The following is a 23,187-nucleotide window of genomic DNA, read 5'->3' as shown; positions in this document are numbered from 1 at the left end:
TCTAGCGTAAAGAGTAATTTGATAATTAGTTCCAAATACTCTTACCTTGCTAGAGTCGCTCTCCTTGTGCTGTGTTCATGTATTTAAACGCATAGGTTTCCGAAAAGTTGCGTTGTCTTTGAAAAAAGTTTTATTTTTTTTCGTCAACGTTCCATCCCGAATCCGCCGTCTATGTACTATGAACTAGGACAACCTCTCTACCACGATTCTTATTATAGACCGAACGTCCTAGATTCGTCACCAGAGAACATTTGCCATGTGAAGATAAGTCTAACAATTTGCGAAATAAAAGAGAACCGCCTGGGAAACTCCCAAACGGTTCTCTTTTGATAGGACTAGTTGATCTTCGGTAACCGCTTCATATCGATCAGCATCTTGTCTACGATAATAGCCGCATCCGAGCGAAGAAGATTGGACTTCGGTTCGAATACCATGCCCTTCTTCGGATCCGCATTATCTACAGGCGATCCTTGAATAAAGCCTTTCTTCGCAATTGCCAGTACTGCAGCTCTCGCATAATAGTTGATATCGTTATAATCCTTGAAGGTCTTCTGAAGAGCCTTATCAATCTTCGTTGCATCGGTCTCGAGCTTCAAGTTCAGTGCCCGCGCAAGAAAAACAGCAGCATCTTGCCGACTAATGTTGCTTGTAGGTTCGAAGGTTCGTGGCTGCGTTCCTCTAACAATGCCTTCTCGAGCTGCTGTTTCAATGTAGCTGTAGTCCCATAGCGCATCAGAGTTGATGATCGGCGCTACATCGTCGAAGTGAGGCTTGCTCAGCTCGTAGTTAAGCGGAATATCGATCGCTTTGACGATCATGCGAGTAAACTCGCCGCGCGATGTGTACATATCCGCACCAAAGTCATCAAAGTTCGCTGCGTTCATGACGCCTTTAGCGAATGATGCCTCCATATAGTTACGAGCATACGGGTGACCGGTCACATCGGAGAACGAATATGTCATCTTAGCTGCGACATAGTAACCGAATTGCTCGAAAGGAACTGTAATTGTATTCTTCTTCGAATCAACGACGCCACCAATGTTCACCCAGAACTTCTCTTTCACGTCATAACGGAATACTGTGACGATTGTTCCCGCACTTTGACGAATGTTAGGATCAAAAGCAAGCGTTAATGTACCTCGCTTTGAAGCAATCAGTTCTTCATCGTCATTACGAAGGTCGTAGGTAGGAATTTCCTTTCCGTTCGTACCATCATGGTTATTCGGGTACTGGTAAGGGTCCACGCCGTTTTGCAGCGGATCATATGCGTTCGTCGATAGATCGTCAGCGAGACCGGCATCAATCCAGAACACTGGGCTGGACTTGGAGAATCGGGTCGGGAACGATACTTTGAATCTGGTTCCGAAGCTTTGCAGAATCTTATCGAAGCCTGCAGGCGGAACCTCATATTCACGACGGTTTACAACCCCATCCTCCGGATTCGCGATAGCAAACAGCAGCTTATTGTCGGTGTAGATCTGGCCTTTAAACTTATCTGCCACGTTATAATCGCGACGGATAAGCGAAGTGCCTTTCGGGAACGTGAGCGATATTGCGCCGTCGAATATTTTGTGCGAATTCTTCATCGTCTCCAAGTACTCTGCACCTGGAATATTCGTCGGCACATACTTAATCTCAATATAGTTGCTGACCTTGTCCGTACCGCTCTCAATCGTAAAGTTAATCTTGTTGACTCCCGGTTTCAGATTCGAAATCGTCGTGCGGAACGCATTCGGATAGTCGATGCCGTTGGAACTATCGTTATCACCATCATATTCCGATTTAACCGCAGCAACTTTATTAATGGTTACCTTGGTCGCACCGTTCGCATTAATAATGAAATCGAAGAAGTTGCGGTTGATCGTACCTTCTTCGGGCAGCATCGGACGAATGATTTTGTACGGAAGAACGGTTGGGTCGACTTCAATACGGTATGTTGCCTTAGGACCATACAATCCGCTGTTATAAACGCTGAAGATTACTACGCTTGAACTGCCATCTGCATTAAGCTCTTGTTTCTTCAAAATAAACGAAAATGTTTGATTCGAGCAGTCGTAACGAACAATTAGGTTGTTGTTCACTGTACCGCCAGTATTCATAGCAGCTACAAACGTGTCTCCGTAAACTACCTCGAACGGCTTGGATAGATCCCACACGATATCTTGTTTCATCGATGGACTGCTAATCTTCAGGATGTAATCATCAAGCACACCGGATGTTCCAAGACTTGATAACTTTGTATTGATTAAACTTACTAAACCGGACGCAGCACTTAGATCACCCGCTTGACCCAAGTCAATAAAATCGAATGTTCCGTATACATTCATAAACGCTTCGGATGTTTTATAGATTGAGCCTTCCAGCGGGAAGTGCGAGTCATTGGCAATCGGTTTCGGCGTTACGGTCATATCGCTGTCTTTGAAGACAAACGGATAAATAGTAGTCCCTTTAACCGGAATGACCGGCAGATTCGTTGGAATAAGGTTGATCTTAATAATCTTCTCGTAAGAGCTCTTCTTGCCTTGGAAAACAAACTTGATCTCGTTCTCGCCACTGAACATCGCCTTAATTACATCGTTCCGATAGTACGTGGCCGGCGTGGTAGCAGCACCATATGCCTTCAGCTTAAAATGCGTGTCATGAGGATCTGTGGAGACAGGGACAATTTCAAATGGCACATTATTGATATAAAAATAAACCGTACGCGGCCCGCCTGTTGTATCGTAGCGAATTTCACTCACATCGTTGATGTTTTGCAATTCGCCTTCAAAGTCGCTGAGCTTGCCGCCAATAATATCATCCGCACGGGACGTCGAAGTCGTATCGTCATCGATCGCCATCGTATCGAACGCCGTCTTATAATTCACATAAGGACCATAAAGCATGGTGAACGTGGACGCAGAAGGTGCAGATATTATACCGGAAGTATTGGCATGAACAGTAATTGTCTGCGTACCTTCATAAGGCAATTTCGTAAACTCAATGATGAAACGGTGGAACGTTTGAAGCTTGCCGTTTACCGTCTTCGTTACGAGCGGCGCCGTAACCGGTTTGACCGTATAGTCCGATGCGGTAAGGGTCTTCGTATGACCGTACAAATCACTAATGGAGTCAACTATAATCGTATTATTGGCAGGAGTCGTCGAAGGGTTTCCGACGAGCACTTCTATGCCTACAGGAATACCATAAAGGTTAGCGTTCGCTAACGGAACCGACTGTATCGCTTCATAATTGCCTGTCGGCTTATAGCCGGGCAGGTAGTTGATTTCCGCAACGAAAGGTTTCGTCGCATCGCGAAGAGAGAAGAACAGCCCGTTTGTTCCTTCATTAATCGAACCTGTGCCTGTGTCTTTATTTACTTCATTCGGCGCTTTCAAATCTAAATTATAAGAAAGATCCCAATTCAGCGCACCTGCAGTATATGTAGTAGCTATGCTCGGCAAGGGGATTGTAAACTGATAAACAAAGAAGTCATCAGTCACTTTAGGCGAATTCATTGCAACAGAAGGCGCAATCGCCCCAAGAGTTACCTGTGCTCCGCCAAGCACCTCTTTTAAAGCTGCTGTAATCGACGCCAGCGCGACTGCCGGGTCTGGGTGAGGCGTTTTTACGGTTTCACCCGATCTCTGTACATAGCTATTCGGCACGATAACGCTACCCGTAATATTAAAAGAGTTCGCTGCGGATACGACAAAGTTGGGGTTGTACTCAAGCGCCGCGGATTGTTGTACCACGCCCGCAGCTAACTCATTAATATTAACATCGTAAAACGTAACGCTTCCGTTATAGAAAGCGATATCCCTTGACGTTTCGATTGTTTGCGTACCGTTCTTGATTTTAATTGTCACGAGGTTCTTGCCTTGATTCAAACGAATCGGAGCAGCAGCAAACGAGTTGTTGTTCGCGCTGTTAACCGAATACGTTTTACTGCTTCCGTTCACGACAATCGTAACCGCTTGCGCATTCGGCGCTTTACCCGTAATGCTGATATCAGCTGTCGACTTGCCTCGGGATGTGCTGGACTGAACGACAGTCGTTCCGTTCTCCACGATCGGGAAGCTGTTGCCATCCAAGCTTGCCGTTAGATCATACAGCATTGGGCCGTTGTGATAATCGACATAAATTGTATTCGATACTTGGCCTCCGCCTTGTGTCCCCGTAAACGTGATCTTGTTCAAGCCGGGGAACAGCTGAATGTTGAAAATCTGAATGGAGGAACCGCTAATGCTAATATTACTCGTCAGATTCTCGCGTTGGCTTCCGACTTTATCGTCCGAAGTAATCGTTGTATCACCGGGATCAGTGATCTGATACACGTTATACGCAATCGAAGTCGGATCCACATTGCTGATTGTACCTGTCAACGTAATTCGCTCATCCGTCGTAATCCGAGGCGCCGCCTGTTGATCGCTTTCATTCGGGAATGTGAAATTGCCTGTCGCCGCTTGAACGGTCTCAATGCGGTTCGCAGGCAGGAATTGAATGACTAGGGCCAGCAAAATAAACCATGTTGCTAATTTTTTAATCACGTTGTGCCTCCTCCACTTCAGTCCATCCTCATAGTTTGATGTATCCTTTTTATCGGAAACAATCTGCCAAAAGTTTAGACGAAAAACTAGAAATAAGAGGAAACGCTCAATTTACATAAACACAAAAAAAAGCCTCGTCCCCCTCAAGAGAACGAAGCTGGTTTCAACAGCACATGAATTACTTCGAGCGAGATTGCTCTGTCCGAAGAAGGAGCCGCTGCAGGAAGTGAAGCACAGGGCGGCGGGACTTATCGACGATACCGATCAGCTCTGCGCCGATTTGGAGTACGAAGACAAGGATGAGAATAACACCGAACGTTACCCAGTTCGCTGCGTCAGACTGAACGACCGTCGACTGCAGAACCGCACAGACACCGAAAATCGATGCAATGCCGTAGATGATAAGCACTGTACGGCGGTGGCTGAAGCCGAGCTCGCGCAGACAGTGATGCAGATGACCTTTGTCCGGTGCGAAGATTGGTTTCTTGTTTACCCAGCGGCGCACGATCGCGAAGAACGTATCCGAGAGCGGTACACCAATAATGAGAAGCGGTGTAACGAAAGAGACCATGGTAACTTGCTTGAAGCCAAGCATCGAAAGCGTTGCAAGCGCAAAGCCAAGGAACAGTGAGCCCGTATCTCCCATGAAGATCTTCGCAGGGTGGAAGTTATAGACCAGGAAGCCGATAACACCGCCAAGCAGAAGCGTACAGAGAAGGATTACAGGTGCAAAGCCCATGACAGCCGCCATAATCAGGATCGTGCCGATTGCAATACCGGAGACGCCTGCAGCAAGTCCGTCCAGGCCGTCAATCAGGTTGATCGCATTCGTTACGCCGACGATCCATAGAATCGTAAGCGGGATACTGATCCATGCCGCAATCGGCTGCATCGCTTCGCCGAACGGAATATTGACGAGGTCAATCTTAACGCCGAAGCCGAAGACAACAACGCATGCTGCAATGATTTGACCGAGCAGCTTTACTTTCGCAGAAAGCTCAAAGCGGTCATCCAATCCGCCGATGATGACGATAATCGAACCGCCAGCCAGCAATGCGTTAATTAGTTTATGATCGTAACTGCGCAGCAGACCTTCCGGAATAAACGGCTGCAATGCGAAGTATGCGCCGATAAAAGCGCCATATATGCCTAGCCCGCCAAGTCGCGGCATTATTCTTGTATGGACTTTCCGATGGTTGGGCTTATCGATTGCCCCGATTTTGTTCGCGAACTTAATCACGAATGGGGTAAACACAAGCGCAAGACATAATGAAATGATAAATCCGATTGTATACAGAACGACCTGACTCATTTCCATCTCCCTTTCATAGCTATCGCCGGATAGAATTATACGCTCTTTGAAAAAGAAACACCATCCCCATTTTCAAGCAGTTTTCAGGAAAATTTCGCCCTTTTCGGTTGCTTGGCCGTGGTTTTCCGACATTTTCTTTCTCTAACAGCGGTTTGTCACCCTTTTTCGGCGGGACTATTGCCCTATCGTGTCTGAAAACGCTGCCGGGGAGAAAGAACATCTACATATTGATTAACGTAAAATAGAAATGATTTGTTTCGCTGGCTTTCGCGCTTCTTGTTTTAATTGATCGATCGCAGCTTGATGCTCGCTGTGCCACTCGGCTGGATTGTCGAGCAGCTCGCCCATCGCAGCAACGAATGCCGCGGAATCGAGCGCTTCTGTCGTGCCGATAGGCGTGAGACCGATTCGATTCAGGAACTGATCGATCTTCGGATCGTACGACAGCCCGAGCATCGGCACGGATTGATTCGCGGCGTAGATCAGCGCGTGCAACCGCATCCCGAGCAGCGCATCGCAGCGACTGACCTCCTGCAGCATCAGCTGCGGGTCGTCGCCAACCTCGGCAATCTCGGCCACGCTCGCGCCGAGATCGCCGAGCCGTTCCATCACCCATAGCGACGCCTCTGCGTCCGATGGGGTGTGGAACGGGAGGAACCGCAGCCGCACCGCCCGGCTGCGGGCCAGCGCGCCAAGCGCGTCCGCGAAGCGCGCCAGGTCGGCGCCATCCTTGCGCCAGTGGCGCAAGGACACGCCGACCACCGGCAGCGTCGGCGCGCCTGCCGCAGCAGCGGCCACCTCCGCGGCCGACGCCGGCAGCGGAAGCCCCATGACCGGATCGGGCACAACGTCGATCCGGTCCCGCGGCACGCCAATCCGCCCAAGCAAGTGGGCGGATTCTGCGTCGCGAACAGAAACATACGCGCTGCGGCGCATAACGCCGCGAATCAGCCGGTCCATCCACCGGCGATTCACGGGGCCAATGCCTTGCGCGTATGCGAATGTGGGCTTGCCAAGAAGCTGTGCCAGCTTCATGACGCCCGTATAATAAGGAATCGTCTTCGCGCTTGTTGCATCCTGCAGCAGGCTGCCGCCGCCGCTGATGAGACCGTCGCTCGCGCGAAGCGCGCGGACGATCTCGCCCAGCTTCATGCGATGCACAGCTTCCACGCCGTACATCGCAGTCGTCGAAGCCGGATCGCCCGACAGCACGACAGGCACAATGCGAAGACCTTGTTTCACGCCTTCTTCCTCGAGTGCGAACAGGATCGATTTCAACACCGCTTCATCGCCGCTGTTGCGGAAGCCATAATAACCGGAAATAACTATGCGCCGGACTTGGAGCCCTGTTTCGTCTGTGCGATTCGTGGTGCCCATCGTTTCCATGCTCCTTCCCCTAGCTGCCAAACACCGATCAGTACAAGACCGATAATGAGGCCCAATACGAGGCCGAGCACATCACGGATGAGCGAAATCGGAATCGGCGTATGAATATGCGCGAATGTATCCACCATGGACAGCTGACCAATTGTGCCTACAATAAACAATACCCACGCAGCGCGATAACGAAGCGCGAGGAACAGCCCCAAGAAGAAGAGCGGATGCGATAGAAGGAATTCCTTTGTCCTCGGACGAACGCCGAACGTATTCTCCAGCACGTTTCTGAACACGAGTTCAGCCGATGAAGCCGTTCCTGCATTACCTGTACGGGACAGATAATAAAGCGCCATAACGCCAAGCACAGCCGCAATGGCCACCCATAGCACCGTAATTTGCATGGAGAGCAGCTTGCGGATGTTGCCGATGACACTTTCACCCGTGTACAAGAACAGATAAATCGCCACAAGCGCAATCGGAGCCAGGTGCAGCAGACTAACGCCGCGGAACTGTTCCAGCACGAGCTGATACGTGATGTTGTTGAGCAAGCCAACGATAAACGCAATGCCGCTCAGCGAAATAATCGATGTCACTACGAATAGCGTAAGCGCCATGGTGAAGCGGCGTCCTGCGCCAAGACCAGTGAAAATCCAGCGCATGCTGCCATCGTTCGTGCGCGCATTGTCTACCGTGCCGCTAACCGCTCTGCGATTGCCAATCGTATGCGCGCGTACGCGGCGAATCGCCCAAATAACCGCGAGCGTCGGCGCGCTAATCGCCGCGCCAAGCGCCAAGCCCTGCTCAAATACGGACTTCGATACCACGTACAAGCCTGCGCTGCCAATGAGTCCGAGTGCAAAGACCGGGATCGCTACGCCAGGGATATACATGCTAATCAGAAGCGCAATAATCGCAACCGCGCCAAGCGCCGTAACCGCCTTTAACGGCTTATGCCAAGCTGGCGGCGACTCATACTTGAACGGCTGCGCACGATCGACGGTCAAGCCGAGATCATGCATTTTGTCGAGCACGCCGCCTTTGTTCTGCATCGTATCATAGATGTTCTGCATCGGATCGACGATCGACGACTTCGCCAGCTTGCTTACAGGCGATACGTTAATATAGAACATCCGAATGCTGCGGTCTTTCGCAGCCAGATGGAAGCGGTCCGTAATTTCTTCCGGCTTCATCGTGTTGGCGTTAGCATCAGAGAGCGAGAGAAGACGCACAACGTTATAGTGGGTCAGATTGCTTAAAGTAGCCAGACCCTTCTGAGGATTAGAATTCTCAATCGTTACGATTCCGATTCCATGTTTGTTCAGAATATTCGCGAAGGCATTCAAGCTATGAAGCTCGGCATTGTCGCCATAACCCTTCACGGCGTCGCCATCGAACAGGATACGGTCAATGCCCATTTCTTCATATGAAGCCATCAGCTTGTCCACTTCTTCCGCATTGAACGGAATACGGTCAGACAGCCGCGGTACAATGTTGAGGCCCGCGTCCTTGATCATTTGAAGCGCGCCAGGATCCGGCTCCATTGACTTAAGCAGCGCATCTTCCATCGGCGTCTGCAGAATCATGCCCTTGCTGCCGTCAAATTCCCAGCTGGCAGCAGGAATATCCCACACGCGGAACGTCGCTTCGATAATGGGACGATAGATGGCTTCTTCCTTATCGGTCGAGAACAGGATATACGTATAGTTCTCGTCATCCTTGAGCGGCTTGCCTTGAAGCTGCATCGCGCCTGCCGAGGAGTAGATGGAGAGATGACCCGCCCAGCTCAGCTCCGTCAACGACGTTTCGAACACAGCCATCGAGCTGATACCTGCTGCTTTGACTTTGGCAAGCTCATCGTGGACGTACTGCTGCGGATGCGTCTTGTAAGCTGCAACCCTCAGCAAGTCTCTATAATTCAGAACAACCTCCACATGCTTGGAAGTATTCTGTTCCTTCCAGCGATCTGCGCCGATTGGCAAGGCTGTAAGAACGCCCAGTATTGTTAGCACGCATAGTACCCATGTTGCTTTACGATTCCATTGAAGCCACTGCTCTTGCACGCCTTCCACTCCTTAATCTCTCTGTTTAAGCCTTACGATCTACGCGGTTCATGACTTGCTGGGTCAGACGGACAATGGCCTCTTTCGCTTCCGGCTGCGAGCTCGCACGAACAGCAAAATACACCTTGATCTTCGGCTCCGTACCGGACGGACGCAAGCAGAACCACGAGCCATCCTCCAGCGTATATTTCAGCACATTCTCCGGCGGAAGACCGCTCAGGCCCGGCAAATAATCCTGCACTTGGTTCACGCGGATGCCTGCCAGCTCTACCGGCGGATTGCTGCGCCAATCTTCCATAATAGCAGCGATCTGCTGCACCCCATCCACGCCTTTCAGCGTACGGGATTCCAGATGCTCCAGGTAATTGCCATGCTTCGCGTACAACTCGTTCAGCACGTCGTACAAGGTCAGACCCTTGCTCTTATAATAAGCAGCCGCTTCGCAAATGAGCATCGAAGCGATAACCGCATCTTTATCGCGCGCATAAGTACCTGCCAAATAACCGTAGCTCTCCTCGTAGCCGAACAGGAAGGAGCGCTCCCCGCTCTTCTCGAACTGGGTCATTTTCTCGCCAATATATTTGAAGCCTGTCAACGTATTAATGACATCCGCGCCGTAAGAAACGGCGATATCAGCGCCCATCTCGCTCGTTACGATCGTCTTGATCACAACGCCGTTCGAAGGCAGCTGACCGCGTTCCTTCAGCGTGCTTAGCAAATAATTGACCATAATCGCGCCAGATTGGTTGCCCGTCAGCACGACAAAATCGCCTTCATTATTCCGAACGACTGCGCCCATCCGGTCGCAATCCGGATCCGTACCGATAATGATGTCTGCGCCGACCTCTTGGCCCAGCTTGATCGCCAGCGTGAACGCCTCGCGCTCTTCCGGATTCGGCGATTTGACCGTGCTGAAATAGCCGTCCGGCTGCTCCTGCTCCGGGACAAGATGTACATTCGATAAGCCCGCTTGCTTCAGCACCTCGCGAACCGGCATGTTGCCCGCGCCATGCAGCGGCGTGTAGACAACCGTCAATGCCTCGCCGAGACCGCTCTTCAGCAGCGCGCTGTTCAAGCTCTCTGCTGCGACCGTTTCCACATAAGCGCGGTCTTCAGCATCGCCTAGCCAGTGGAGAAGCCCTTTCGCTTCTGCTTCCTCACGGCTGATCTTACGAACTTGATCGAAGCCCGTTACTTGTTGAATCGCTGCAATAACTTGCTCGGCATCTGCCGGCACAAGCTGGCAGCCATCCGAACCATAGGCCTTGTAGCCGTTATATTCCGGCGGATTGTGGCTTGCCGTGATAACAATACCGCTAGTTGCGCCAAGCGAGCGCACCGCATAGGACAACTGAGGCGTAGGACGAAGCGCCTTGAACAAGTGCGCCTTTACTCCGTTCGCAGCAAGCACGAGCGCTGCGTCCAGCGCAAACTCCGGCGAATTGTTGCGCGAATCATAGGCAATAACAACGGACGGCGTACCGCCTCTGCTTAGCACCCAATTTGCAAGACCTTGCGTCGCTTTGCCAACGGTATAGCCGTTCAGCCGGTTCGTTCCCGCTCCCATTACCCCGCGCAGACCGCCTGTTCCGAATTCAAGATCGCGATAGAAGCGGTCTTCAATTTCCTTATCGTTGCCCTGCAATGCAGCGAGCTCCTGCTTTGTTGCTTCATCAATTAGCGGATCATTAAGCCATGCTTGATAACGTTCTTGTGCCATCTGATTCATTCGAAACATCCTCTCTCCCATGAGATGTCTTCTATTGCAAGAAGGCTGCCTATGCTTACGCGTCTTTCAGCGCAAACATGATTTCGCCTTCGGCTACCACTTTATCGCCAACCTTCGCGACAGCTTGTCCTTTGCCGATCATGCCTTTGAGGCGCGTAATCTCTACCTCTAATGTAAGCGTGTCGCCCGGGACGACTTGACCGCGGAAACGGAAGTTGTCGATGCCGGCGAAGAAGCCGATTTTGCCGCGGTTCTCTTCTACTTTCAGAATCGCAACGCAGCCGACCTGCGCAAGCGCCTCTACAATAAGGACGCCCGGCATAACCGGATACTGCGGAAAATGGCCTGTGAAGAACGGCTCGTTCATCGTTACATTCTTAATTCCGACAGCGCGTTTGCCGTCTTCCACCTCAAGAATCCGGTCCACAAGCAGGAACGGCGGGCGGTGTGGAATAATGTCTTGGATTTGTCTAATATCAAGCATGCTAAGCTGCTCCCTTCAGTCCGTTGTAATAAATTGATTGGTAATGTGTCACAATAAACCCATCCTTCACGAAACTGCAGTCGTGGAGGTTAAGATAAGGGAGATTGGCCGCTATTGCTACCCACCTGAGAGCAGCAGCGTCCACTCTCCTTTTTACATATCAGCCTGTTTCGTATCCTTCTTCGGTGGTTGTCCCCCGCTCTGCGTTGCCCCAGCATCCGTCTCTTCATCTTTATTAAGCGCCACGAACAGAATGATGTAGATCAGCGAGGTAACGAAAGAGAACGCAATAACGCCCCATAGATAGGTCCGGGCAAATGGAAATTCAAAGAAAATAAACATAATGGCCAAGTAGTACAGAATGGTCGTCAATTTCCCCATCCAATTGGCAGGCACCGTCTTCTTTCCGCGAAAATGAAAAAACGCCGACCCGGCGATCATCCCCGCATCCCGAATAAATATGGCCGCACCCGCACTCCAAGGAATGTGCCCGGTAATAAGCAGCGACAAGATGACCGTAATCATCATCGACTTATCCGCGAGCGGATCGAGCATCGACCCGACTGTCGTCACTTGACCGTATTTACGCGCCAAATAACCGTCCAGGATATCGGTAAGACCGGCAAAGACAACGATAAAAAATGCCCATTTCATGTGACCCGATGTATCAGATGCAAATACGGCGATGTAAACAGGGATTAATGCAAATCGAAGCATCGTGAGCAAATTAGGCAAATTCAATCGGTAAGCCCCCTTACCTGATAACCGATTATGAACCCTCAGAGATTCTTACCCATTATACCTCTACACTGGAAAAAATAAAACTGCCGCGCCTGCGCCTCCATGCCATATTCCTTGCCTTTTCCCGCTTCGAGAAGGTTTCCATACCTACCTTAAGAACTATATTTGGAAATGGTTGTCTTACGCCTTCAAAAATGCGACGTCAAAGCCGTTAATTATAGAAGAAGCACCAATATAAAGTGGATCAGAAATCTTACGTACCTGGAGGTTGTAATACAACATGCGCATGAACAGACAGGCATCACCTGCAAAGCATTATCGCCCATGGCTCACGGTCATGCTGGCATTCGTCCTGACCTTCTCTTCCTTCGCTGGCATTGCGAATGCAGATGAGGTGGTCACTTCAATCAGCTTCGACGATGCACCTTATCCAGCCATCCTCTATGTCGATGACGACACCATTGCGCTTCACGTCAATGCGACCATTCAAGGCGCCACTTCCGTGAAAGACGTCACAGCCGACTCGACTTGGACATCATCCAACAATTCGGTCGTGAAAGTAAGCGGAGGCGTACTTACCGGACTAACGAACGGAAGCGCCACAATTACCGCTACTTATAAAGGATACAAAACGACGCTCCCCGTTACGGTCCAATACTTGTACGACACCGTTACGCTGAATGATGGCAGTACAGACCTGCCAGCAACTGCTGCTGTTAAACTCGGGGCTACGCTGAAGTACGAGCTAACTGCTTCTAAGAGCGGACAAGCCGATGAGGATGTAACCGACGACGCAACTTGGTCCAGCCTCAACACAGCAGTCGCAACCGTGAAAGATGGCGAGATTACATTGCTCGGTGCTGGGGAAACCACCATCACTGCCAAGTACAAAGGCCGTTCGGATTCCATTAAATTGACGGTCAGTTCCCCATTCAAGTCCATTAGCATTCCTACCGAAGATGACCTTCTGGAACTCAATACGGGGGATGATCCGGTTACGCTTGATGCAAGCGCTGAACGCACTGACGGAGGCAGCATACCTGTAGCAGACACTGCAACGTGGGTATCAAGCAACACCTCTGTCGTTACGGTATCGAAAGGTGTTGTAACGCCCGTCGGCTCCGGTCTTGCGACGATCACTGCCTCTTATCTTGGCGCAAGCGGTTCGGTGTCTGTCGTTGTGCGTCCATCGTACGAAGCGCTGACGCTGACACCTAAGGAAGATCTTCACCTGACCTTGCAGGATGAGCCGGTCACCATCACGGCAGAAGCGCTGAAAGGATCAGCACCGGCAGAGGATGTAACGGAATCGGCGACTTGGAATTCAAGCAACGTCTATGTCGCAACCGTCAAGAACGGTGTCATCTCGCCGAAAGGCGTTGGAACTACAGTCATTAAAGCGTCTTATAAAGGTCTTACGAAGCAAATCAATGTGACCGTGTATCCGACCGTTACCAGCGTGAAGGTTGCAAAGGATACGCTTGATGCGTTCTTGAATGACACCGTTACATTGCCTAGTGTATCTGCGGCATCGATCTCCGGCGAAACGGTTGACGTTACGAATCTCGCAAGCTGGACAAGCAGCGACACCGATGTGCTCGATAAGGTGGACGGCAAATGGACAGCGAAGAAGCTCGGCACGGCTACATTGACCGGAACAGTCCAGTCCAAGACAGTGACGATTGCGGTAAAAGTCAACGAGAAGCCGCTCCTGCTTACACCGGATCAAGCGTATGCTTCGATCGTCATTGGTAAAGAAGCGAAGCTGCCAACCATTACAGTAACGTATGAGAACGGCAACGAGGAAGACGTAACTGGTCTCGTTACATGGAAGAGTTCTTCGTCGAACCTGATTGTGAAAGCACCGAATATGAGAGGCTTGCTCGCTTCGAGCGTGACGCTAACGGCGACATATCTTGGCAAGAGCACGAGCATTCGCGTCACGATCGAAGAAGAAATTACGAAGGTGTTCGTCGATGCGACTTCCTTCACGCTTAATCCTGGACGTACGAAGACGATGAAGGTAACCGGCATCTACAAGAGCGGTAAATCCGTCTCCTTGGGTACCAAAATGAACTGGACAGTTAATCCTGAAACGTTGGCTTCGGTCAAAGGCGCTACCGTCAAAGCATTGGTTGAGGGTACGGGCAAACTAACAGGCAGCTACCAAGGTAAATCGGTTGAAGTCTCGCTTACTGTCATTCCGAAGCTCAAGAAGCTGACCCCTTCTACAAAAACGTTAACTCTTGCTGCAGAAGGCAAAGATTCCGTGCAAATATCGGCGGAGTATGACAACGGCAAAATAACGGATGTCACGAAGACGGCAGCTTGGACAAGCGGCAACGCGAAAGTGGCTACGGTCGATGACGGCGTAATTACGGCCGTGGCTAAAGGTTCAACGACTATCCGGGCAACCTACAACGGCAAATCAGTCAGCATTCGAGTTTTGGTGAAATAACGACGCTCACGAAATAAGCACCCTTTGATCCCGAATCAGAGGGTGCTTCTTATTTATGTTCAACTATATGTATATACAAAAGAGCCTGCTCAGGTAATGAGCAGGCTCTCATCGCTTAATCCGCGAATACAAGATCGTACATATGTTTCCACGTCTCAATCTGGAATACTTCGTCGCCTGGGCGCTTGCCTAGAATCGCGTAGCCCACATACATGCCGCCGAGAATGGCAGCAACGCAGAGCACGGGCACAACTAGCGCACGAAGCGTCCAGAGCAGCGCACGCAAAGCGGGATGACGCTTCTTGTGCGTCTTGCTTTGCGCAGCTTCACGCTGAGCGCTCGCGGGTTGGCGCGGCTGGTCTTTGACGGGTACCGCAGCGGCTTCTAGGCCAGCTGCCGTCTCTTTCCTTGAATCCATTTGCAATCACTCATTTCTTAAGCGCGCAGATTGTTCGCGAGTCCCATCATCGTGTCGCTCGACGTCAATGCTTTCGCACTGAGCTGGTAAGCCCGCTGCACGCTAATCAATTCTGTCATCTCGTCTGCCAAGACAACGTTCGACTGCTCCAGAAAACCTTGCTTTATCGCAATTTTATTATCCGCACTTGCTTGAACTTGATGAAGAACATCCGTGACGTTCACGCCATCGGCAATGGCGAACAGGTTATCCGCCACTTGCGAGAGCAATGCAGGCTTGTCCACCTGAACGAGCTTGAACTGTCCGAGCTGGACAATCTCGCCTGTCGTTCTCGTACCGACAACGTTACCTGCCGAATCAATGCTGACCATCTTCATGTCGGGCGGAAGTTCTATCGGATCGCCATTCACGGAGGATACCGGGTATCCTTCCTTTGTCGCCAAGATGTTGCGGCCGTCACGCGTAAGCGACGACTGGAACGATCCGCCGCGTGTAAATCCGGTATGGCCGGCATCGTCGACGGTTACTTCGAATAGCGCATTGCCTTCGATTGCAACGTCAAGCGGCTGATCCGTCTGTTGAATCGGTCCTTGCGAGAAATCCGGCTGCACCATCGTCAGACGCGAACCCCAGCCTTGGTTGAAACCGAGCGGCGTTAACCGACCCGGTTGATTGAACGCTTCCGGCTGCTTCTTCAGCGTTGTCAGCAGGTCTTCGAACGTTCCTTGCTTGCGCTTGTAACCGACCGTATTCACATTGGCAATATTGTCAGCGAGCAAGTCCAGCTTCTGCTGCAGTCCATTCATGGACACCATTGCGTTAATCATTGAACCGTTCATCTACAGTAGCCCCCTCTGCCGTCCATCATCCAGTAAGCTTCCCTTATACTCTGCCGATTTCATTAACCGCTTTGTCCAAGCTCTTGTCGAAGAATTGAATCACTTTTTGATTCGCTTCATACGCGCGGGCTGCAGACATCAAATCAACCATCGATTGAGCCGGGTCCACGTTCGAGCGCTCGACATAGCCTTGGCGCACCTCTACGCGGTCCGTAGCATTCAGCTCCCGTACGCCTGTCGTAACGTCAGGACCAAGCTTGAATTTACCGTCGCCTTCACGAATCAGATCGTTCGGGTTATCCACGCGAGTAATAAGCAGCTTGCCTGCACTCTGGCCTGTCAGCGGGTCAACGAGACGATTGTCCTTCGTCAGCGTCAGCGCATTAAGGGACATATCAGCCGGCAGTTGAAATGGCTGTCCGCTCGAATCGAGGACGCGGGAACCGTCCGGAAGCGTCAGGAAGCCCTGCTCGTCCAGTTTGAACTGGCCGTCACGCGTATAACGCGTCTCGCCATTCGTATCCTGTACCGTAAAGAAAGCTTGCGGCTGGAACACGAGCTGGCCATCCGTCGTCATCGCTTTGCCGGAGGCGTCAAAATTCATGCCAGGCACTTCGATGTCGGACACGATCGCAAAGTCGCTGAAGCGGTTCGTCTGCATCAAATCGCCCTGTTGGTTAATCTGCAGACTCTCTTCCGCGAACACGCCTGTGCTCAGCTTGCCGATTGCTTGCCCGTCCGTATCCTTCGTGCCTGTCAGGTGAAGCAGCATATCCGGGAACGAATGCGTGACCGCATTCTTTTGTTTATACCCCGGTGTATTTATGTTTGAAATATTATTCGTAATCGTATCATGTCGTTGCTGCTGGGAAATCATGCCCGCTGCAGCTGTATAAAGACCTCTTAGCATGGAGCCGTCCTCCTGTTGGTACATATCTATACCGTATATATCGGAACTTGCATCGCTGCGTTGAAGAGGACGTCCATAAATCTTGTTCTTTTTATATGGAGGTCGATGTTCCTCAGCACGCCCCCCCAGGCGTCTTACCCGAACATCACCCGGACGTTATCAGATACTCCAATTAGCGCTTGACTGCTCTGCTGCCAGACGAGCGATCCAGGTGATCAAGCAGCAAGCCCGTCCCTTTAACGACGCAGTGCATTGGATCTTCCGCGATCAGCACAGGTACCTTCAACTCTTCAGCAAGTAGCGCATCCAAACCGCCAAGCAGCGCGCCGCCGCCCGTCAAGATGACGCCGCGGTCGATGATGTCAGCCGACAATTCCGGAGGTGTCCGTTCAAGCACCGACTTAGCCGCTGACACGATGGACGATACCGGCTCCCAAAGCGCTTCACGCACTTCTTCCGAGTAAATCGTCACTGTCAGCGGCAAGCCTGTTACCATATCCCGTCCGCGAATATCGATCTCTTCTCTGAAGCCATTGTCGTACACGGAGCCGATCTTGATCTTAATATCTTCGCTTGTACGCTCACCGATCAGAAGCTTGTACTTGTTCTTGATGTACTTCATAATGGCCTCGTCGAACTTGTCCCCCGCAACTTTAATGGAGGAGGCGGTTACAACGTCGCCCATGGAAAGTACGGCAACATCCGTTGTACCGCCGCCAATATCAACAACCATATTGCCGCTCGGCTGATAGATATCCATACCTGCGCCGATTGCGGCTGCCTTCGGCTCTTCTTCGAGGAAAACGTCTTTCGCGCCGCTGCGCTCCGCAGCTTCACGGATCGCCTTCTGCTCCACCGACGTAATGTTCGTAGGGGCGCAGATAAGAATGCGAGGGCGGCTGTACCAAGAACGGCCGCCGACGCGGTCAATAAAAGCTTTAAGCATAATTTCAGTAATCTCGAAATCAGCGATAACGCCGTCTCTCAGCGGTCTGATGGCGATAATGTTGCCAGGAGTCCGTCCAACCATCCGATGCGCTTCTTCTCCCACGGCAAGCACGCGCTTCGTCTCGCTTTCGATCGCGACGACCGAAGGCTCATCCAGAACGACGCCCTTCCCTCTTACGTGAATAGAGACATTTGCAGTCCCTAAATCGATACCAATATCCTTGCTAAACATACGTCTCCAAGTCCTCCAGGGCGAATAATAGTCGGTTTAATGTTCATCTTGTATAGTATTCGCTAAAAGGTGCGAAATTCCTCTATTTTTGTAGAAAAAATCGCTTACGATTTTGCCGCGGCGAGAACCTCGCGCTTGCGCCCAGAGCTCTTCTTATACTTGATTTTCGTTGCTTCTCCTCCCCTCAGGTGCCGGATCGACTTGTGGTATTCCAAAATGTGTTTGACCTGGTCAGCCAAATCAGGATTTATTTCCGGTAATCGCTCGGTCAAATCCTTATGGACTGTGCTTTTGGAGACGCCAAATTCTTTAGCGATCGTCCGCACCGTGTGCTTCGTCTCGACGATGCAACGGCCGATTTTTATGGTCCGTTCTTTGATGTAATCGTGCACGCTCCCGCCTCCCTACTCGAGATAGTTTGGTACATTATATGAGGGGTACGGGTATATATTCTTTGTGTCCAAGCATGACAAGCATGAGATGTGCAAATATTTTCAAAAAATTAGACCTAGCCCCCATTTGGGCTGCTTAAAAGACCGATAAAAACAAAAAAAAGAAGGCAAGGTCGCCCTTGCCTTCTCTTCCTATCTTAGTTCTCAGCGCTTGTAAGCAGCGTGTTCGGATTGACTGCTTTGCCGTCCTTGCGCACTTCAAAGTGCAGGTGAACGCCAAGGTCTTTCTCGAGCTCGCTCCGGCCAGCCTTCGCAATGACTGTGCCTTGCTTCACTTCGTCGCCAACTTTAACTTGCAGATCGCTCAAGCTGTTGTAGATCGTTACGACGCCATCCGCATGCTTGATTTCAACCATGTTGCCGTTCAGCGGATGCTTCTCAGCAACAATGACACGACCGCTTAGTGCTGCCTTAACATCAAACGGCTGATCGTTCTTGGCAAGGTCGATACCCATGTTCGCCATGAACGTATTGCCGGACTGGATCATCGCCGCTTGGCGTTCTTCGTTCGATGCTTTCTCATCGTAGAAGCCTGCGACTACATCCACTTGATTGCGGTCTGTCGGCCATTGCATCACTTCATTCTCGGAATCTTTCACCATCGGGTCATCATTAGACACTACCGGCTGATCATCGGTAACCGTACCTTGTGAATCTTCTACAGTGGCGCTGGTTGGCTTGTTACTAGTTTCTCCAGCTCCCCCATAGAGCCACATTAAGGTTACGATAATTGCTGCCGCGGCCAGAAACGCTGTAGGTGCTGCCCATTTTTTTGCTAGCAGCTTTCTCCAGGCAGACGGTTTAACAGTTTTGCCTCCCACTGAATTTTTGGGAGTTTCTTCATTGAACTTTGATTTATCACTCATAGTTCGATCACCTCACTAGCCATTGTTGCCACAACCTAGCAGTTTATACGTGAGGGATTCACATTTTTTGAGATTGTTAGAGTAAGAAGAATAGTCTGACCTTTTATTCTAGCACGCCGTTCGCCTTCTCAAGCTTCGTACCCGTATAGTAGTGAGCCAGAATTTGCGCCGCGCTCTTCCCGTCCATCGCCATGCCGTTCGCGCCCCATTGGCTCATCCCGACGCCGTGTCCATAGCCGAACGTGGTGATCCGAATTTGGTCGCCTATGATCGTCCATATAAATTGCGAGGATGCTAGTCCCAGCTTCTCTCGTACTTCTCTGCCGCTGAAACTCTCTCTTCCAATGCGTATCGTCTTAATACGGTGACCCGATGTGATATCCATAATACGCATCTGCAACACATCGCTAGACTTCACATCCAGTTTATGGCTGAAATCGTCGAGGTCCATCGTTATTGTTTCTTTATATTTAGGTGATATCGCCTTGTCCCACGGACTGCTCACGCTCTTCAAATAAGGCAGATCCATGTCCCAATAGTCAGAGGCATTCTCTGTATAACCGTTGCTGGTCGAAAAGAACGACGCCTCGATCGGCTTGCCTTTATAGGTGACAATCTGCCCCTTCGTCTCCTCCACCGCTTCATTCAGCTTCTTCAGATTCGCGTCTTTCTCCGCTCCGCTCCAGCGTCCGATCAGCTCGCCAAGTGGGATATACACCTGATTCTGTATGGTATCGTCAACGTCCGCCTTGTCAGACGGTCCGCTTGATTCCCCTGCCAGCAATCTTCTATAAATGTACGTGCGTGCGGCAATCGCCTGCGCTTTAAGCGCTTCTAGTTCAAAATCAATCGGCATCTCGCCAGCCAGCACGCCGCGCACGTAGAGCTCGATCGGCATTTTCTCGATACGCTTGTCCTCTGAGACGTATACGTCGACCCAGAGCTTATCGTAGGCGCTCAGCTTATTGTGCGCTTCGATGCTGCTGCCCGATACTGAGGCTTGTACAGATTTGGAGGGCTCGTCCTTCTTGTTTGACGCGGCCCGCTTGTCCGGCACGTTCTCCTCTTGCTTGGGCGGCGCGGACTCCGTTACCTGTGTCAGGGCAAGCTGCTGCTCTCTTAGCGCGGCTGAACGCAGCTCGTTTACATAGACGACTCCTCGTACTAGCACGACTAGCAAGAGACCCCACATAAAGCCGATCATCCAATTCCTTGTCCGAATTCGCCGGCCGCTTAAGCCTCCTGCCTTCCACTTGTTCTGCTTCATCTCCCGCTCCTTCCTTAAAGACTCTCTTAACTGCTCTTGCTACAGTCTATGAAGTGGAAAAGTAGAATAGTACGGGAAAAATACAACTTAAAAGTAGAGCTAGGTGAGAGAACCGCTGCGCGTGCGGATCATTGTTCCGATCGCTGTTGTCCTCGTATATATATGATTATCTAAAATCCTAAGCGGTTTATATACGAGGACAAAGGCGACCACTACCGTTTCTCCACAACGATTCCGCCCTCTCCGCTCACTCACCTCGCAGCTTTTTAAACTGTATTTTAGAGAGGAGCAGCAGAAAGCTTCATCACCATTAAACTGGTGATGAGGCCTGGTTATAGAGGAGCCCCTTGTCAAACGCGCCTTCAGCTGTAACGGTTGTCACAGCGCTTATTTGCCCTGAAACAGCCCTTCTAAAACTCTAACGGTTGCGGGAGAGTCTATTTGGGTTAAATAATGTGATTTCGATGCGAATATCGCTGAACAGCCGCTGTGCCGAACGTTACAATTCCGAAAGGGCTATTTTGCGCGAAATAGCCGCCGTGACAACCGTTAGCCCCGCTGGTTGTGACAACATTAAAAGGAACAAAACGGCAAAAAGCCCCACCACCGCAAATCCGGTGATGAGGCCCCAAGTATAAGTATAAGGTTAAGCCCATGTAGGCTGTGCTTTCATTCTTGGCACTTCTTTCTCACGCTTCGATACAGCAGGCTCTTGAGCCATTGCTGCTACGATAACCGGCTCCGCTTCTTCAAGCGCCGCTGCGACCCCTTCAAGCACCTTGGAATAGAGCGGTGCAGGTGCAGGTGTGTCATCAACACGGCAGATGTCAGCGCCCAGCGCTGCGAGCTTGCCTGTGATGTCGACATAACCGCGGTCCACGTGGTGAAGTCCTGTAAGCTCAGTCTCGCCGTCCGCCATCAATCCTGCGCACAGAAGCGCTGCGCCTGCGCGGAGATCCGTCGCAGTTACTTTCGCGCCTGTCAGCTGCGTGCTGCCGCTAACGATTGCTGTACGGCCGTCGATCTTGATCTGAGCGCTCATCTTCTGGAATTCCTCTACATGCATGAAGCGGTTCTCGAACACCGTCTCGGTCACGATGCTGGTGCCTTCAGCAACCATAAGAAGCGCCATCATTTGTGACTGCATATCTGTCGGGAATCCTGGGTATGGTAACGTCTTGACGTCAACCGACTTCAGCTTCTTCGGCGCTGTAACGCGAAGGCCGTTGTCCGTCTCCTCGACGACGACACCCATTTCTTCGAGCTTGGAGATAACAGGCGTCAAGTGATCACTAATTGCGCCTTCAATATGAACATCGCCGCCAGTGATAGCTGCCGCGATCATAAATGTACCTGCTTCAACGCGGTCCGGAATAACGGTATGACGCGCGCCTTTCAGCTTCTCGACGCCTTCGATGCGAATGATGCCTGTGCCGGCACCGCGAACCTTCGCACCCATTGCGTTTAAGTAATTGGCCAAGTCGACAATCTCCGGCTCTTTCGCCGCGTTCTCAATTGTCGTTACGCCTTCGGCCAGCGTTGCGGCCATCATGATATTCTGAGTGGCACCGACGCTCGCATAATCCAGATAAACCTTAGCACCTTTCAGCTTGCCGGCTGAACGCGCTTCAATAAATCCTTGACCGAACACAATTTCCGTGCCCAGAGCTTCAAAGCCCTTCAAGTGCTGGTCAATTGGACGGTTTCCGATCGCGCAACCGCCTGGAAGAGAAATTCTGACACAGCCGAGGCGAGCAAGCAAAGGTCCCATCACGAGAAACGATGCGCGCATTTTGCGTACCCATTCATATGGGGCTTCGTACGAAGTCAATTGCTCGGCAGAAATACGCATGATTTCATTGTCATATGTCAGCTTGCCACCGAGTGCAGCAAGCACTTGTTGAATTGTCATAACATCGTCAAGAAAAGGCACATCGTGAATGATACTTTCACCTTCGCTAGCTAGTAACGTGGCAGCGAGAATCGGTAATACGGCGTTCTTAGCTCCGCTTACGCGAACATTTCCGGTTAATCGCTGGCCGCCGCGGACGATTATTTTGCTCATCCTAGGTTTCCCTCCGCGTGCAGTAGATTCTTATTCTTCCTAATCGTGCAATTTCTGGCACTCTGGCCCGCACCCAACCTACATCTTACCACCTGCTTACACGAATCGACAAGCGTTATTTTCTGCCTGTCGAATGCGGTAAATTAGGCTCATTTTTATAGGTTTCGTAAAGGATTCCAGATTTAATACCGTCATATATTATCCATTGTTGACATGTTTCCACCTTGTTATTCGACAAAGCGCTTAGCCAAGACCGGCAATGCCCTTCAGCGAAACCGACCAGCCCCAATAATCGAGCACGAAACGGGCAAAAGCATGGCCAAGAACGATCGCAAGCATAATCTGCAGCAAACGTGCCTGCGCACTGCGCGGACGCTTCAGAATGGCATCCAGCTTCAGCTCCTGAATAGCGAACCAAGCGAGCGCGATGCTGCAGATCTCAACAAAAATGTTGATAATCGCGTACATGCTGGCAGTTGCGGCGAGTTGATCCATCATTG

General features: G+C 50.9%; 17 protein-coding genes. 1 reads left to right on the top strand and 16 read right to left on the bottom strand.

All coding sequences use genetic code 11. The features are described from left to right. Nucleotides 1-335: 335 nt before the first annotated feature. The 7 genes from A8990_RS06635 to A8990_RS06605 form a co-directional block, all read right to left on the bottom strand. Nucleotides 336-4,529 (bottom strand): S-layer homology domain-containing protein, encoded by a 4,194-nt coding sequence (locus A8990_RS06635; RefSeq protein WP_116188226.1) that lies wholly within the window; start codon nucleotides 4,527-4,529, stop codon nucleotides 336-338. Nucleotides 4,530-4,707: 178 nt separating this feature from the next. Continuing rightward, nucleotides 4,708-5,841 (bottom strand): glycosyltransferase family 4 protein, encoded by a 1,134-nt coding sequence (locus tag A8990_RS06630; protein ID WP_116188225.1) that lies wholly within the window; start codon nucleotides 5,839-5,841, stop codon nucleotides 4,708-4,710. 231 nt (nucleotides 5,842-6,072) lie between these two features. Continuing rightward, nucleotides 6,073-7,218, bottom strand: a complete 1,146-nt coding sequence (gene csaB, locus A8990_RS06625; protein ID WP_116188224.1) for a polysaccharide pyruvyl transferase CsaB — start codon at nucleotides 7,216-7,218, stop codon at nucleotides 6,073-6,075. Continuing rightward, entirely contained in the window at nucleotides 7,167-9,278 is a 2,112-nt protein-coding gene (locus A8990_RS06620; protein WP_116188223.1) for a DUF5693 family protein, read from the bottom strand. Before A8990_RS06620 ends, csaB begins: the two co-directional genes overlap by 52 nt. Before the next feature lie 25 nt (nucleotides 9,279-9,303). Continuing rightward, a complete protein-coding gene (locus A8990_RS06615) occupies nucleotides 9,304-11,016 on the bottom strand; it encodes a phospho-sugar mutase (protein WP_116188222.1) in 1,713 nt (570 codons plus the stop codon). Nucleotides 11,017-11,062: 46 nt separating this feature from the next. Further along, nucleotides 11,063-11,491, bottom strand: a complete 429-nt coding sequence (gene fabZ / locus A8990_RS06610) for a 3-hydroxyacyl-ACP dehydratase FabZ (RefSeq protein ID WP_116188221.1) — start codon at nucleotides 11,489-11,491, stop codon at nucleotides 11,063-11,065. A 153-nt stretch (nucleotides 11,492-11,644) separates the two neighbouring features. Next, the gene (locus tag A8990_RS06605; RefSeq protein ID WP_116188220.1) at nucleotides 11,645-12,232 is read right to left on the bottom strand and encodes a CDP-alcohol phosphatidyltransferase family protein; all 588 of its coding nucleotides are present in this window, start codon (nucleotides 12,230-12,232) and stop codon (nucleotides 11,645-11,647) included. A 280-nt stretch (nucleotides 12,233-12,512) separates the two neighbouring features. On the opposite strand from A8990_RS06605, the gene A8990_RS06600 reads away from it, so the two are divergent. Next, on the top strand, nucleotides 12,513-14,690 hold the full coding sequence (locus A8990_RS06600; RefSeq protein ID WP_116188219.1) for an Ig-like domain-containing protein: 2,178 nt from the start codon (nucleotides 12,513-12,515) through the stop codon (nucleotides 14,688-14,690). A gap of 115 nt (nucleotides 14,691-14,805) precedes the next feature. On the opposite strand, the gene A8990_RS06595 is transcribed toward A8990_RS06600, so the two are convergent. The 9 genes from A8990_RS06595 to A8990_RS06555 form a co-directional block, all read right to left on the bottom strand. After that, nucleotides 14,806-15,108 carry a DNA-directed RNA polymerase subunit beta gene (locus A8990_RS06595; protein WP_116188218.1) on the bottom strand — a complete coding sequence of 101 codons (303 nt, stop codon included), beginning with the start codon at nucleotides 15,106-15,108 and terminating at the stop codon, nucleotides 14,806-14,808. Between the two features lie 17 nt (nucleotides 15,109-15,125). Then, nucleotides 15,126-15,947 carry a flagellar hook-basal body protein gene (locus tag A8990_RS06590; RefSeq protein WP_116188217.1) on the bottom strand — a complete coding sequence of 274 codons (822 nt, stop codon included), beginning with the start codon at nucleotides 15,945-15,947 and terminating at the stop codon, nucleotides 15,126-15,128. Between the two features lie 43 nt (nucleotides 15,948-15,990). Beyond that, the gene (locus tag A8990_RS06585; protein WP_116188216.1) at nucleotides 15,991-16,857 is read right to left on the bottom strand and encodes a flagellar hook-basal body protein; all 867 of its coding nucleotides are present in this window, start codon (nucleotides 16,855-16,857) and stop codon (nucleotides 15,991-15,993) included. 172 nt (nucleotides 16,858-17,029) lie between these two features. Next, nucleotides 17,030-18,037, bottom strand: a complete 1,008-nt coding sequence (gene mreB / locus A8990_RS06580; protein WP_116188215.1) for a rod shape-determining protein MreB — start codon at nucleotides 18,035-18,037, stop codon at nucleotides 17,030-17,032. A gap of 104 nt (nucleotides 18,038-18,141) precedes the next feature. Further along, nucleotides 18,142-18,429 (bottom strand): sporulation transcriptional regulator SpoIIID, encoded by a 288-nt coding sequence (gene spoIIID / locus A8990_RS06575; RefSeq protein WP_090575384.1) that lies wholly within the window; start codon nucleotides 18,427-18,429, stop codon nucleotides 18,142-18,144. A gap of 197 nt (nucleotides 18,430-18,626) precedes the next feature. Then, on the bottom strand, nucleotides 18,627-19,355 hold the full coding sequence (locus A8990_RS06570; RefSeq protein ID WP_116188214.1) for a M23 family metallopeptidase: 729 nt from the start codon (nucleotides 19,353-19,355) through the stop codon (nucleotides 18,627-18,629). A gap of 103 nt (nucleotides 19,356-19,458) precedes the next feature. Continuing rightward, nucleotides 19,459-20,622 carry a stage II sporulation protein D gene (gene spoIID, locus A8990_RS06565; protein ID WP_116188213.1) on the bottom strand — a complete coding sequence of 388 codons (1,164 nt, stop codon included), beginning with the start codon at nucleotides 20,620-20,622 and terminating at the stop codon, nucleotides 19,459-19,461. A gap of 646 nt (nucleotides 20,623-21,268) precedes the next feature. Beyond that, nucleotides 21,269-22,687, bottom strand: coding sequence for a UDP-N-acetylglucosamine 1-carboxyvinyltransferase (murA, locus tag A8990_RS06560; RefSeq protein ID WP_116188212.1), 1,419 nt, complete (start codon nucleotides 22,685-22,687; stop codon nucleotides 21,269-21,271). Between the two features lie 243 nt (nucleotides 22,688-22,930). Next, entirely contained in the window at nucleotides 22,931-23,185 is a 255-nt protein-coding gene (locus A8990_RS06555) for a DUF1146 domain-containing protein (RefSeq protein ID WP_116188211.1), read from the bottom strand. Nucleotides 23,186-23,187: the final 2 nt, after the last annotated feature.

Source organism: Paenibacillus taihuensis, assembly GCF_003386535.1.
GTDB classification, from domain to species: Bacteria; Bacillota; Bacilli; order Paenibacillales; family Paenibacillaceae; genus Paenibacillus_Z; species Paenibacillus_Z taihuensis.
This window is presented reverse-complemented; position numbering and strand designations above follow the sequence as displayed.